The organism is Candidatus Hydrogenedentota bacterium (assembly GCA_012730045.1).
In the GTDB taxonomy this organism is placed as follows: domain Bacteria; phylum Hydrogenedentota; class Hydrogenedentia; order Hydrogenedentales; family CAITNO01; genus JAAYBR01.
Genome location: JAAYBR010000041.1, coordinates 27,853 through 41,438 on the forward strand (window position 1 = coordinate 27,853; position 13,586 = coordinate 41,438).

General features: G+C 69.4%; 14 protein-coding genes. 11 read left to right on the top strand and 3 right to left on the bottom strand.

Annotated features, from left to right (window positions below; translation table 11 throughout):
• Position 1: 1 nt before the first annotated feature.
• Positions 2-907, top strand: a complete 906-nt coding sequence (locus GXY15_03945) for a metallophosphoesterase (GenBank protein NLV40364.1) — start codon at positions 2-4, stop codon at positions 905-907.
• Here the strand turns inward: GXY15_03945 and GXY15_03950 are convergent.
• Positions 889-1,305 carry a hypothetical protein gene (locus tag GXY15_03950; protein NLV40365.1) on the bottom strand — a complete coding sequence of 139 codons (417 nt, stop codon included), beginning with the start codon at positions 1,303-1,305 and terminating at the stop codon, positions 889-891. The two genes, GXY15_03945 and GXY15_03950, sit on opposite strands and share 19 nt — an antisense overlap.
• 177 nt (positions 1,306-1,482) lie before the next feature.
• Between GXY15_03950 and GXY15_03955 the strand changes: the two genes are divergently transcribed.
• From GXY15_03955 to GXY15_03985, 7 genes are all read left to right on the top strand, one after another.
• The gene (locus tag GXY15_03955; protein NLV40366.1) at positions 1,483-2,091 is read left to right on the top strand and encodes a hypothetical protein; all 609 of its coding nucleotides are present in this window, start codon (positions 1,483-1,485) and stop codon (positions 2,089-2,091) included.
• A gap of 1 nt (position 2,092) precedes the next feature.
• Positions 2,093-3,100: a radical SAM protein gene (locus GXY15_03960; protein ID NLV40367.1), complete on the top strand. Its 1,008-nt coding sequence runs from the start codon at positions 2,093-2,095 to the stop codon at positions 3,098-3,100.
• On the top strand, positions 3,100-3,303 hold the full coding sequence (locus GXY15_03965) for a hypothetical protein (GenBank protein ID NLV40368.1): 204 nt from the start codon (positions 3,100-3,102) through the stop codon (positions 3,301-3,303). Before GXY15_03960 ends, GXY15_03965 begins: the two co-directional genes overlap by 1 nt.
• The gene (gene rfbA, locus GXY15_03970; protein ID NLV40369.1) at positions 3,300-4,175 is read left to right on the top strand and encodes a glucose-1-phosphate thymidylyltransferase RfbA; all 876 of its coding nucleotides are present in this window, start codon (positions 3,300-3,302) and stop codon (positions 4,173-4,175) included. Before GXY15_03965 ends, rfbA begins: the two co-directional genes overlap by 4 nt.
• Before the next feature lie 27 nt (positions 4,176-4,202).
• Positions 4,203-4,673 carry an SsrA-binding protein SmpB gene (gene smpB, locus GXY15_03975; GenBank protein NLV40370.1) on the top strand — a complete coding sequence of 157 codons (471 nt, stop codon included), beginning with the start codon at positions 4,203-4,205 and terminating at the stop codon, positions 4,671-4,673.
• Between the two features lie 4 nt (positions 4,674-4,677).
• Positions 4,678-5,109, top strand: coding sequence for an acyl-CoA thioesterase (locus tag GXY15_03980; GenBank protein NLV40371.1), 432 nt, complete (start codon positions 4,678-4,680; stop codon positions 5,107-5,109).
• Between the two features lie 337 nt (positions 5,110-5,446).
• Positions 5,447-5,824: a DUF559 domain-containing protein gene (locus GXY15_03985; protein ID NLV40372.1), complete on the top strand. Its 378-nt coding sequence runs from the start codon at positions 5,447-5,449 to the stop codon at positions 5,822-5,824.
• Between the two features lie 133 nt (positions 5,825-5,957).
• Here GXY15_03985 and GXY15_03990 read toward each other — a convergent pair whose 3' ends face one another.
• Positions 5,958-8,519 (bottom strand): glycosyltransferase family 1 protein, encoded by a 2,562-nt coding sequence (locus GXY15_03990; protein ID NLV40373.1) that lies wholly within the window; start codon positions 8,517-8,519, stop codon positions 5,958-5,960.
• Positions 8,520-8,792: 273 nt separating this feature from the next.
• Between GXY15_03990 and GXY15_03995 the strand changes: the two genes are divergently transcribed.
• Entirely contained in the window at positions 8,793-9,284 is a 492-nt protein-coding gene (locus tag GXY15_03995) for a hypothetical protein (GenBank protein NLV40374.1), read from the top strand.
• Between the two features lie 4 nt (positions 9,285-9,288).
• Here the strand turns inward: GXY15_03995 and sfsA are convergent, their stop codons facing one another.
• Positions 9,289-10,458 carry a DNA/RNA nuclease SfsA gene (gene sfsA / locus GXY15_04000; protein ID NLV40375.1) on the bottom strand — a complete coding sequence of 390 codons (1,170 nt, stop codon included), beginning with the start codon at positions 10,456-10,458 and terminating at the stop codon, positions 9,289-9,291.
• A gap of 52 nt (positions 10,459-10,510) precedes the next feature.
• Here sfsA and GXY15_04005 point away from each other — a divergent pair, with 52 nt between their 5' ends.
• Both GXY15_04005 and GXY15_04010 read left to right on the top strand, forming a co-directional pair.
• Complete coding sequence (locus GXY15_04005; protein ID NLV40376.1) at positions 10,511-11,035, top strand: RNA methyltransferase; 525 nt, start codon at positions 10,511-10,513, stop codon at positions 11,033-11,035.
• A gap of 182 nt (positions 11,036-11,217) precedes the next feature.
• Entirely contained in the window at positions 11,218-13,557 is a 2,340-nt protein-coding gene (locus GXY15_04010) for a M20/M25/M40 family metallo-hydrolase (protein NLV40377.1), read from the top strand.
• The last annotated feature ends 29 nt before the right edge of the window (positions 13,558-13,586 follow it).

Genomic DNA, 13,586 nt, shown 5'->3' on the forward strand with positions numbered 1-13,586 from the left:
CATGACACCGCCGGAAGACACGCAGACCACGGAAGCCCCCGCCGAAGAGGCCTCCCCCGCGCCGCGCGGGCGAAGGCTCGTCCCGGTTTTCCGGGTGATCCTCCTCCTGCTCGCCGTCATGGCCTGGGGGGTGGTGGAGGGACACGTCTGCCGGGTGCGCCGCCACGAGCTGGCGTTTCCCGGCTACCCCGCCGGGGCCGCGCCGCTGCGGGCCGCCCTCCTGACGGATTTCCATCTGGACCGGCTGGCGTCGGCGCGGCGGCTGGGCCGCATCGTGGACCGGGTCAACGCGGAGGCCCCGGACATCATTTTTCTGGGCGGCGACTACGCGGACGCGAAGCTGGAGCGCCTGGGCGACTGCCTGCGCGAACTCGCCCGGCTGAGGGCGCCCCTGGGCGTTTGGGCCGTGCTCGGCAACCACGACTACACCCACGCCCCCGCGAGGGTGCTGTCCGCGCTGCAGCAGGCGGGTATCACCCCGCTCGAGAACGAGGGGTTCTGGCTGGACCTCGGCGGCGGCCGCATCCGGGTGGGCGGCGTGGCGGATTTCTGGCACGGGCGGCCCAACTGGGAGGCCGCCGCGGGCACCGCCGCCCCGGGGGATTTTTTCCTGCTCCTCGCGCATAATCCGGACTATGCCGAGACCCTGCCCCCGGGGGCGGTGGACCTGGTGCTTTCCGGACACACCCACGACGGACAGGCGACGGTGCTGGGCCTGTGGTCCCCGTTCATCGGCATCCCCTCCACCCACGGGCAGAAATACCGGGCGGGGCGGGTGGACAACGGACGAACCACCGTGCTGGTGTCCGGCGGCGTGGGCGGACTGGTCGCGCCGATGCGCTACTTCGCGCCGCCGTCGGTGGAGATCGTCACGCTGCGCCCGGACGGTCAGTCCGGCAGACCGTAGGTGTATCCCGCCCCGTTGGTGCCGTCGGTCTTGAGCATGGCCCACAAGGTGACATAGTCCCCCTGCAGCGCCGACGTGTCCACTTTCGTGGTGAGCGGCACTAAATTCCCCTCCGCCGTCTCGGGCGCGGTGTTGTAGACAACGGCCACGTCATACACGGCGCCACGGGCAAACTTGGCGGGGAGCAGGACGGACCCGTCCGCGGGGACGGCCTGCCCGAGCCGCTCGGGCCCCCAGTCCTCGGCGGTTTCAGGGGTGACCAGAATGGACACCACCGGGTAGTCGCCCGGATTCGTGAAGAAGATTTGAAACGACGGCACCGCGCATCCCGGCACTCCGGCCAGCACCGCGACAAGACCCACAGCCACTCCCAGCCACACCATGAAACGCCTTGCCATGACCTCCGCTCCTTTGGTTTCCGCCAAGAAAAAAGAAGGCACGCGGACAGCCCGCCTCTCCCGATGGTAGGGGACCGGCGGGAAAATGTCAAGCCCGGGCCGCCCGGTTGGGGTACAATGGCGGGGGCCGCGCCCGCTGCGGGCGGCGGCGCGTCGCGCAACCCCCGGAACCCGCAGATGCTTTCTTTCCTGAACCGCCACCGGCTCGCGATCGGGCTGCTCGTGTTGGCGGCCGTCACGGCCTACGGCCTGCGCGCCTTCTTCCACGAGGACTGGCGGGGGGCGCTGGTGATGTCCCGGATTCCCTGGGCGGGTGCGCCGGTGATGTTTCTCCCGCCGCCCGCGGCGCTGTGGCTGGCCTCCTGGGTCTGGCCCCTGCTGCCGCTTTCCGCGCGGGCCTTTCCGGGGGAAACCCTGCGGAAGCCCGCCGTGCTGGCCGTGTCCTGCCTGACCCCCCTGGGATGGATTCTCAACAGCCTGGTGTTACACCTTGTCATACGGGAAAGCGCGCCGCCCTACGCGCTCTGGCAGGTGATTTTCCTGCCGCCGTCCTACATGTTCGCCGCGGCGGCCTCGGGCGTTCCCGGGGGGGTCGGCGTGGTGGAGACGCTGCTCGGGGCGACGCTGGTCCGGTGGATCAGCCTGCCGGACGCCCACGTCCTGCTTGCCGTGGCCGCGTTCCGGTTGATAACGTTTTGGGTGTGGGTGGGCGTGGGCTGGCTGGCGCTGCTGCGCGTGCTGCGGTGGCCCCCGGCCCAGGCGGCCGCGCCTGAAAAGGAGTCCTGACATGGCGGGAAGCCCGGTGCGTTCCATCCGGCGGTCGCTGACAGCGGCCGCGGCGCTGGGACGGGTGTTCCTGCTGCGCCGCCGGGTGCCGCTGTTCGTCTCGTGGAACGTCACGTTCCGGTGCAACCTGCACTGCAAATACTGCGGGGCGTGCGACGCGCCGAAGACCGAGATGGACTCCGCCGGCATCTGCCGGGGGCTGGACGACCTGTGGGCCCTGGGCGCGCGGTGGATCACCTTCGGCGGCGGCGAGCCGCTGCTGCGGGAGGACATCGGCGCCCTCGTGGACCATGCGAAAGCCCTGGGCTTCGAGGTGTTTATCAGCACCAACGGCTGGTTTGTCAAGCGCCGGGCGGACGTGGTGCGGCGGGCGGACCATGTGAACCTGAGCCTGGACGGCGGCCGCGAGGCGCACGACGCCGTGCGCGGGCCGGGGGCCTTTGACAAGACAGTGGAGGGGGCGGCTTATTGCCTTTCCCAGGGGGTGCCGGTGTCGCTCCAATGCACGCTCTCGGCGCTCAATCTGGACTCGGTGGGCGAGGTGCTGGCGGTGGCGAAGTCGCTGGGCGTTTATGTCATGTTCCACCCGGCGACCGCGTGGCTCGACTCCTCGCGGAAGCCCAACCCCATCGCCCCGGAGCCGGAGGCGTACCGGCAGGCTGTTGACCGGGTGGCGGCGGCCAAGCGCGCCGGCGCGCCGGTGGCCAACTCGCTGGAGGGCCTGAAACACCTGCGGCACTGGCCCGACACCACGCCCATCTGGTGCGGCGCGGGCCGGATCATGGCGGTGGTCGAGCCGGACGGCCGGCTCTTCGCGTGCCACCAGTGCGAGTTTGACGGCGCGCCCCCGGAAGACGGGCCGGTGCCGTCCCTCCTCGACCAGTTCACGGCGCTGTCCCCCCTGAAGGGCTGCGGGCAGTGCTGGTGCGGCCCCGTGGTGGACCTGGCGATGATCTTTTCGATGAAGCCCCGCGCGCTGTCGGCCGCGGTGCGGAGGATTTTTGAGTAATGCTCATTCTCGGCCTCAGCGAGGACCTGTTCGACGCGGGCGCGTCGCTCACCGACGGCGAGCGGGTCCTGTTCGCCTCCAATGAGCGGCGCCGCATGCGCCGAAAGAAGAGTCCGAAGTCCTCTGCCGGGCAGAACCGGGTCTTGTTTCGCGAAAAGACCGTTCCTCGCGGCGCGGAAGAACGGAGGAGGATCGTCCAATGAAGGGAATCGTGCTGGCGGGCGGCGCGGGCACGCGCCTGCACCCCCTGACCGTGGCGGTCAGCAAGCAGCTGCTGCCGGTCTACGACAAGCCGATGGTCTACTACCCCCTGAGCGTCCTCATGCTCGCGGGCATCCGCGACATCCTGCTCATCTCCACGCCCCACGACCTGCCGCTCTTCGAGCGGCTCCTGGGCGACGGGTCCCAGTGGGGCGTGTCCATTGCCTACGCCGCCCAGCCGAAACCCGAGGGCCTCGCGCAGGCCTTCGTCATCGGCGCGGACTTCATCGGCGACGGGCCCTCCTGCCTCGTCCTCGGCGACAACATCTTCTACGGCCACGGCGTCGGCGGCGCGCTCCAGGACGCCGCCGCCCTCACCGACGGCGCGCTCATCTTCGCCTACTACGTCAGCGAGCCGGCGCGCTACGGCGTCGTCGAGTTCGACGCCGCCGGCCGCGCCGTCAGCCTGGAGGAGAAGCCCGCGAAGCCGAAGAGCCCCTACGCCGTGCCGGGGCTCTACTTCTACGGCCCCGGCGTGGCGGAGCGCGCCCGCGCCCTGCGCCCCGGTCCCCGCGGCGAGCTGGAGATCACCGACCTCAACCGCCTCTACCTCGACGAGGGGCGGCTCCAGGTGCGCGTCCTCGGGCGCGGCGTTGCCTGGCTCGACACGGGCACCAACCGCAGCCTCATGGAGGCTGGCCAGTTCGTGCAGGTCATCGAGGACCGGCAGGGGCTCAAGATCGCCTGCCTGGAGGAAATTGCCCTCGCCCAGGGCTGGATCGGGCTCCCGGAGCTGCGCGCCGCCTGCGACCGAATGGGCAAGAGCTCCTACGCCGACTACCTGCGTCGGCTCCTCGACCGGAGCGGCGGCTGACGTGGGGATGCGCCCCGGTGTGGTAAAATGCCCTCCATGGGCGAGAAAATCATCACAACGAACCGCAGGGCGTACCATGAGTACCATGTCCTGGACAAGACGGAGGCGGGCATCGCGCTCCAGGGCACGGAGGTGAAGTCGCTGCGGATCAAGGGCGCCATCCAGTTGAAGGACAGTTATGTCTCCTTCGACGGGGGGGAGGCGTTCCTGATCGGGGCGCACATCAGCCCCTATGAGCAGGGGAACATCAACAACCACGCGCCGGAGCGGCCGCGGCGGCTGCTGCTGCACAAGCGGGAAATCGCCCGCATGGCCGCGAAGGTGGCGGAAAAGGGGCTGACCGTGGTGCCCCTGAGCCTGTACTTCAAGGAGGGAAAGGTGAAGGTCGAGATCGGCCTCTGCCAGGGCAAGCACACCTTTGACAAGCGGGCCGTCCTGAAGGAAAAGGAAGGCCGGCGCGAGGTGGAGCGCGCGGTCAAGGCCGCGAAGCGGAAGTAGGCCCGTGACGACGCCCCCCGAGCACCGCCCGCTGCTGGTGGAAATCCGCCCGCTCATCCAGCCCTACCACATTGACTACGCCATGCACGTGAACAACGCGGTGTATGTGCGGTGGCTGGAGGACCTCCGGATGGAGTTTCTCCGGCGGCATTGCGACGCGCGGGCGCTCACGGAGGCGGGAATCGCGCCGGTGGTGGCGCGCACGGAAATCAGCTACCTGAAGCCGCTGCGGCTCTTCGACGAGCCGGAGGCGCGCATGTGGTGCGCCGAGATGGGCCGCGCGACCATGACGCTGGAGGCGGAGATCACCGTGGGCGGCGAAACGCACACCCGCGCCCTCCAGCGGGTCATGATGGTGAACTGGAAAACGGAGCGCGCGGCGCGGGTCCCCGAAGAGCTGCGCAAGGCCTTCGCCGCCGCCGCCCCGGGCAGTTGAGGTCGGGGACGCTCTTCTGTTCTGTAGGCGGTCCCGGAAACGCGACCTCAAGGCGGCACGCAGAACGAACCGGGCGCACGCTGTCCGGATACCCCCTTCGGCCGCGAGCAGAACGAACCGGGCGAACACTGCCCGGGTCCCCCCTTCGGCCGCGAGCAGAACGAACCGGGCGAACACTGTCCGGGTCCCCCCTTCAGGGGGGGGTGGTTCGCGGGAGCGAACAGGGGGATGTTCTTAATTTCGGGCTGTTCCCAGTTGCCCGGGCCCCCCATTACCCCTTGCGAATTGCCATCTTGTCACACCATTCGTAGAATAATTGAACAACGCGGAGAGCACCATGGCCGTCACGCGGAAAAACCTCCCCTACGAGCCGCACCTCGCCACCCTCGCGCGCAATCTCCGAAAGCGCGGCACCCTGGGCGAGGTGCTGCTGTGGCAGGCACTCAAGGGGAAGGCTCTCGGGGTGGCATTTCACCGCCAGGTCCCCGTGGACCGCTACATTCTCGACTTCTTCTGCCTGGAGAGGATGCTGGCGGTGGAGGTGGATGGAGAGACGCATGAACACCCCGATGCGGGCGTTCGCGATGTTGTCCGCCAGGAGCGGCTGGAAGCCTTCGGCATCAGGGTGATCCGCTTCACGGAGGCGGAAGTGCGGCAGGACGTTTCCCGCGTGGTCGCGGCCATTGGCAGCGCCGTGGTGAAAGGCGCGGAGTAAAGAACATCCCCCTGTTCGCTCCCGCGAACCACCCCCCCCTGAAGGGGGGACCCGGATGGGGAGCGCCCCGCGGTCACCTGACCGTCCACCGGACAAATGTCACATGGCCGCGATCGCTTTGACCCCGGTCCCGTCAGGCCCAGGCGATGAGCGCCATCTCGTGCTCCTGGAAGAGGTCGGGGTGGGACGGAACCACGCGGACGGTGAATCCGAGCTGGCCGGTGCGCTCGCAGGGCACCTCGCCGGTGAAGCGGTACACGCCGTTGTCGGCCCCGCCGTCGCAGGCCATGGGGGCGCGGTCCCCGGCGGGCAGCTCGCCCCGGGCGTCCATGAGCCCGAAGAACAGCTCGACGCGGACATCCTCCGGCTTCAGCTCGCCGAGGGCGACCGCCGCCGTGACGGGGATCATCGCCCCGCAGGGCAGGTTGTCGGTCTCGCCGGGGAGAACCTGCTGCACGCGGACCTGGCCCCAGGCGGCCCGGACGCGGGCCTTCCAGTCGGACAGGGCGTAGACCGGGGCGCGGTTGTCGCGGAACAGGACCTTGCGGCGGGAGCAGCAGGGCACGTAGAAGCGCTCGGCGTACTCCTGGACCATGCGGTAGGTGTTGAAAATGGGGCAGCAGGTCCGGATGGCGGTTTTCATGCGGGCGATCCACTCGCGGGGCACGGTGTCGCGGCCCCGGTTGTAGAACATGGGGACGACCTCCTGCTCCAGGATCTGGTAGAGGGTCTCGCTCTCGACGAGGTCCTGCTCCTCCGTGGTGTCGTAGGTCTCGCCCTTGCCGATGCTCCAGCCGTTCTCGCCCAGGCCCTCGGCCTCGCACCACCACCCGTCGGGGATGCTGATGTTGAGCGCGCCGTTGGCCGCCGCCTTCATGCCGCTGGTGCCGCTGGCCTCCATGGGGCGGCGCGGCGTGTTCAGCCAGCAGTCCACGCCCTGGATCATGTAGCGGGCCACGTTGATGTCGTAGTTCTCGACGAACACGATGTGGGGGCGCAGTTCGGGGTCGCGGGCGAGGTGGACGATCTCGCGGATCAGGGCCTTGGACTGCGTGTCCTGCGGGTGCGCCTTGCCGGCGATGATGAGCTGCACCGGCCGCGCCGGGTTCAGCAGAATCTTCCGCAGGCGGGCGGGGTCCTTGAAGAGCAGGGTGCCGCGCTTGTAGGTGGCAAAGCGCCGCGCGAAGCCGATGGTGAGCACCTCGCTGTCGAGGTACTCGCCCGCCGCGCGGATTTCGGACGACGGCGCGCCGCGGTTGATGAGCTGGCGCTGGAGCCGCATGCGGGCGAAGCTCACCAGCCGGTCCCGCCGCCGCTCGTGGATGCGCCACAGCTCCGTGTCGGGCACGGTGTCCACGCGCTGCCAGACGCCCTGGTCGTGGGGGGAGTTCACCCAGTCGGGGCCGATGTAGCGGTCGTAGAGGGCCGCCAGGTCGCGGCTGATCCAGGTGCGGATGTGGACGCCGTTGGTGACGGAGGTCACGGGCACCTCGTCCTCGGGCACGCCCTTCCACACCTGCTGCCACATGTCGCGGGCCACCTCGCCGTGGAGCTCGCTGACGCCGTTGGCCGCCGCGCTCAGCTTGAGGGCGAGCACGGTCATGCAGAAGGGCTCGCGGCCGTCCGCCGGGTTCTGCCGCCCGAGGGCCATCAGGTCCTGGAGGGGCACGCCGAGGCCCGCGCAGTAGCCGTTGAAGTAAACCGCCACGAGCCCGGGGTCGAACATGTCGTTGCCCGCGGGGACCGGGGTGTGGGTGGTGAAGAGGCTGCTGACCTTCACCACCTCGCAGGCCTGGGCGAAGGTGATCTTGTCGCGCACCATGAGGTCGTGGACGCGCTGGAAGGCCATGAACGCCGCGTGGCCCTCGTTGATGTGGTAGACCGTCGGGTGGATGCCCATGGAGCGCAGGGCGATCACGCCGCCCATGCCCAGCACGATCTCCTGCTTGATCCGCGTCTCGCGGTCGCCGCCGTAGAGCTGGGCCGTGATCTCGCGGTCCGCCTGGCTGTTCGCCTCGTGGTCGCAGTCAATGAGGTACAGGGGCACGCGCCCCACCTGGCATTTCCAGACATAGGCCTTCACGGCCCGGCCGGGGAAGGGCATCTCAATGGCCACGGGCTCGCCGTCGGCCTCGCGCACCTGGGTCACGGGCATGTTGTGGAAGTCGTTCCGGGGGTACAGCTCCTGCTGCCAGCCGTCGGCGTTGAGATACTGCCGGAAATAGCCCTCGCGGTAGAGGAGCCCCACGCCCACCAGCGGCACGCCGAGGTCGCTGGCCGCCTTCAGGTGGTCCCCCGCCAGGATGCCCAGGCCGCCCGAGTACACCTTGAGGCACTCGTGCAGGCCGAACTCCGCGGAGAAATAGGCCACGCAGATGTCCTCCGGCGCGGAGGGGTGCTGCTTTCGCCAGTCGCCGCCCGAGGCCGTGTACTCGTCCAGCCGCTGGGCCACCCGGTCCAGGTGCGCGAGAAACGACCCGCTTTCCGCCAGGTCGTTGAGCCGCTTCTGGCTGATCTTGCCCAGCAGCATCCGGGGGTTCTGGTCAAGGGCGATCCAGAGGTCCCGGTCCATGCGGAAGAACAGCTCCACCGCCTCGGGGTCCCAGCCCCACCAGACGTTGTTCGCAATGTCCATCAGCCGCGAAAGGCGCGGCGGAATGTTCGGAAGGACCGTGTAGCGCGTGACGTTCGCCATGGAATGACTCTCCTGTGCGGGGCCTGCGGCGGCCAGCCCGCGCCGCCGCCCCTGCCCCCGAAGGCGCCGGCCGGAGGAGCCGCCGCGCCCCGTCGGGCTGTCTTTGTGGGTTGTTTTTCCTGAAAGGGTGCTTCCCGTACCGCCCCGCACCCCGGTGTGGTCCCGTCCATGGTACCAACTGGGCCTGTTTGAACACAAACACCGAAAGGGGCGGTTTCATTTGCGGACCGGGGGGCGCTGTGCTAGAATGCATCCAATCTCGGAGGACAGACCATGTCTCGGCACACCACAATCCTGAGTCTTGCGCTGGCGGCGGTCATGCTGGCCGGTTTCGGCTGCGCGCGGGCGGCCCGCGACACCACCGGGTTCGCCGTGCATGAGGAGGCCACGGTGAAGGCGCCGATGGAGGAAACCTGGCAGGCGGTCAAGAGCGTCCTCCGCGAGCAGGAGTACGACATCTACACGCGGGACAAGCGCGGCGCCTTCGTCGCCTACAGCGACGCCCGCCGCGTGCTGATGGTGCAGCCCAAGCGCGAGAAGTACACCATTGACGTCGTCGCCGTGAACGACGCCGAGTCCAAGGTGGTCGTCGAGGCCGTCCGCCAGATCTACGGCGTGACGCTGCTCACCTACCCCGGCTGGCACGACCGCAAGCTCACGGACAACACCCAGGCTAAGGCGCTGCTGGACGCGGTCACCGCGAAGGTCGGCGGCGCGCCCGCCGAACCGGCGGTCGAGGACGCCCAGCCCGCCGCCGAGGGCTGAGCCCCTACTCCGCCCCGTCCGGCACCGTCATGCGGAACCGCTCCAGAACCCGGTGGACTTCCGGGCGGTCCAGCGGGTGTTCCCGGCTGAAAAACAGGTGGGTTTCGCACGCGCAGTCGCCGCATCCAAACCCCTTCGGACCCGGCGTCAGCACCTCCCCCAGCGCCCGCGCAATGTCGCACTCCCGGCGCTCCGCGCTCCGCAGCGCCAGCACCTCCGCGCCGTCCGCAGCGTCCCGCAGGTAGTCCGCGTGCCAATGGCGCGCCTTGCCGCGCCGCAGGTGCCGCGCCATCCGCGCCCGCAGTCCCCGCATCGCCGACCCCACATACACCCAGTGCCCCGCCGGAAAGGCCAGCGGGCCCAGCGCGCCCGTTTCCACCGTCTTGGGACGGTCCAGCCGCAGGATCAGCCAGTAGGCCCCCCGGTCGCCCTGCTCGCACGCCACATGCCCCCACGGCACGGGCAGCTCCCGGATGCGGGACGTGTCCAGCGCCATCCGCGCGTTCCACGACAGGGCCAGCGGGACCACCCGCACCTGCTCCCGCACCGCGCACAGGGTCCCGCTGAACGCCGGGTCCGTGTGGTAGTCCGGGCTGAACCACGCGACCTCCGCGTCGTGCACAAGAAACAGGACCGCGCAGCGGCGCCCGGCCCGCGCAAGCTCGGCGAGTTCCTCCAGATGGCGGCGGCCGCGATCGGTCACCGCGTCGGGGAACATGGCGCAGTTCCCGCCGAAGAGGGTGCAGGACTTCACCTCGACCAGCATCTCCCCCGCCGGGCCGCGCAGCAGGAAGTCGAAACGGCTCCCGCCGACGGGCACCTCGGCGCGGACCACCTCCTGGTCCCCCCAGCCGGGCACGAGACGGCGGTCGAGAAGCCACCGGGCCACCCGGTTGTTCCACTGCGTGTGCAGCAGCACGGGCCGCTTTCCGCGCATCACGGCGACCACTGTCGGACGCCGCCCGGGCGCCTCCGCCGGGGGCGGCGCGAGGAGCAGCCGCGCGCCGGGCAGCAGCAGCTCGCGCAGGCGGCCGGGGTTGGGCATGTGCGCCTCCACCGCCGCGCCGTCCGGCCCCTCCGCGACCACCACAAATCGGTTGGGGCGCGACACAAAGGACGCCCGCACGAGCCGGGAGGGGTTTACGGGCAGCGGGGATTCCTGGGGCGGGGACATGCGCGGGGCGCTCCTTCTGGGGTACACTCTCCCGCCGGGAGAGACGGTTTGCATGTCGGATCTTGAGCCCTATTATGCCGGATTGGACCCCTGCGAGCGCCCCGAAGTGGCGCGCGTGCCGCTGCATGTGGTGCTGGACAACCTGCGAAGCGCGTTCAATGTCGGCTCCATCTTCCGCACCGCCGACGCCTGCGGCGCGGCGCATGTCCACCTCTGCGGCATGACCGCGCACCCGCCCCACCCCAAACTGGAGAAAACAGCCCTCGGCGCGTTTGACTATGTCCCCTGGACCTATTATGAGCGCAACCGCGACTGCATTGACGCGCTGAAGGAGATGGGGCTGCCCGTCATCGCCGTGGAGACCGTGGAGGGCGCCGTGGCGCACACGCGCTTCGACTGGCCCCAGCCCGTGGCCGTTGTTTTCGGCAACGAGGAGAACGGCGTGAACGAGCGGGTACTCCGCCGCTGCGACGCCGTGGTGCGCATCCCCATGCTCGGCCACAAGAACAGCATGAACGTCGCCACCGCCTTCGGCGTCGTCGCCTACGGCATCCTGCACCATTGGGGCGTGGTCTGATCCCGACTCATTCGTCCGCGCAAAACGTCTTTCAGACATCCCCAAGCCGTTCTCTCTCGAGCACCGCCCGCCCTATTATTTTACACACCTCTCATTTTTTGTCTTTTTTGTGAATTTCTGCTTATACTCTCCCTCAGGGATCTTGGCGATTATTTCGGGTTACTGAAGGGAGTCATTCGGCCATGGCTGATGAAGTGACGGGCGCGCGCAAGCCGCGACGCAGGATCTTTGTGCGCCTGCTCATCGGGGCGGGGCTGGCGTGCTGCATGTATTTCTCGTGGACGGGGCATCTGGCCCCGCAGCCGAAACCGGCCACCGCGCCGGAGCGGGACTTCTCCGCCGAGCGGGCCATGGTCCATGTGCGCGCGATGTCGCGGGCGCCGCACCCGGCGGGGTCCGCGGAGAATGACCGGGTGCGCGACTACCTTGTGGAGCAGTTGCGCGCCCTGGGCACGGAGCCGCAGGTGCAGGAGGCGACGGTGAACCGGGGGCCGGGCGAGGCGGCCATGGTGCAGAACGTGCTCGCGCGGATTCCCGGCACGGACAGCGACGGGGTGGTGCTGCTGCTGGCGCATTACGACAGCGTGGCCTTCGGCCCGGGGGCGGCGGACGACGGGGCGGGGTGCGCGGGGCTGCTGGAGGCGCTGCGCGCCGTTAAGGCGGGCCCGCCGCTGAAGAACGACCTGGTGTTTCTCTTTACGGACGGCGAGGAGGGGCGGATTGCCGGGGTGTCCGGACTGCGCGGGGCCTACGGCTTCGTCCACCACCATCCCTGGGCGAAGGAGGTGAGGGTGGCGGTGAACTTCGACTGCCGGGGCATCCGCGGCGTGTCCTACATGTACGAGTGCAGCGCGCCGAACCGCTGGCTGGTGCGGCAGTTGAACCACGCCGACACCCGCGCCGTGGCCACGTCGTCCATGGCGGAAATCTACCACCGCATGCCCGTGGCCACCGACCTGACCATGTTCTTCGATGAGGGGATTCCGGGGCTGAACTTCGCGTTCATTGACGGGCTGGAACACTACCACACCGCGCTGGACAACCCGGACAACCTCTCCCTGAAAAGCCTCCAGCACCACGGCCAGAACGCGCTGGGGATGGCGCTGCGGCTGGGGTCCGTGCCGCTGGACGGCGCGGGGCGCGGCGGCAACAGCGTGTTCTTCTACGTCCCCCTCATCCGCATGGTCCAGTATTCCCTCTCCTGGGTGTGGCCGTTGACGGCGCTCGCCCTCGCGGTGTTTGTCGCCGGGCTGGCCGTGGGCCTCCGTCGGGGGCGGATCCGCCCGCTGGCCGTGTTCTACGGGCTCCTGCTCTACGCCGTGGTCTGGCTGGTCTGCGCCCTCGTCGGGCTGGCCATCTTCCTCGTCGCCTACCACGGGGAGAGCTTCTACTTCGTCTACACCTCCCTGCCCCTGATGGTCACCGCGCTGGCCGCCGCGGGCGCGCTGTTCTTCCTCGTCATGGGGCTGGCCCACCGGCGGCTGGGCATTGCGGACCTGTGGGCCGCCCTGCTGCTGCCGTGGGCGGCCCTGCTCGTGCTGTCCTCCCGCTTCATGCCCGGAGCGAGCTACCTTTCCCTCGTTCCCCTGCTGCTGGCCTCCCTCGGGTTCCTGTGGCTCATGCTGCGCCGGAAGGACCCGGAGAAATGCGGCTTCGGCGACGCCCTCGTGATGCTCGCCCTGTCGTTTCCCGCCATGTTCTTCCTCACCGGCACCGCGCAGGGGCTCTACACCGCCATCCTCCTGCTGGGCGTCGCCCTCCAGGTGAGCCTGTTCGTGCTCATGCTCGGCGCGGTCTTCCCCCTGTTCGCGTGGATGGCCGGGGGCCACCTGCGCACCACCTCCGCCGTCTTTCTTGCCGTGGGCGTCGCGGCGCTGGCCGTCGCGGGGTCCAGGGCCGGCTTCTCGCCGGAACGCCCCAAGCTCAACTCGCTCACCTACGCCCTGAACGCCGACACGGGCCAGGCCTTCTGGCTGAGCTGCGACGACGAGCCCGACGCGTGGACCGCCGAAAAGCTGGGCGAGTCCCCGCGCCGCGAGATCATCCACGACCTGCTGCCCCTCGCCACGCGCCCGGCGGACTACCTGCGCGCGCCCGCCCCCGCGTTCCCCCTCGCGCCACCCACGCTCGAGATCCTCGCCGACGAGACGCAGGACGGCGTCCGCAGAGTAAAACTCCGCGCCGACTCGCCGCGCGGCGCGCAGGTGCTCGAGATCGCCGCCGAGCCGGGGCTGGTGGTCCGCGCCGCCCGGTTGAACGGCGTCCCCCTGAAACCGGGCGACGGCGGCCGCTGGTTCCTCACGTGCAGCATTTACCGGGGCGGCGGCCTCGACCTTGAGCTCGACGTGGACGCCGGGCGCGTCTTCCAGCTCCACGTCACCGATTTCAGCTACGGATTCCCCGAGGGTGCGGACATCTCCCCCCGCCCGCCCCACATGATCCCCAAGCCCAACACCGTGGATTTTAACAAGGACCGCCTCAAGACCGATGAGACCGTCGTCACCCGGATGGTGAGGATTTAGGAGAAGGCCGGTCCTTGAGGGCGGCTTGG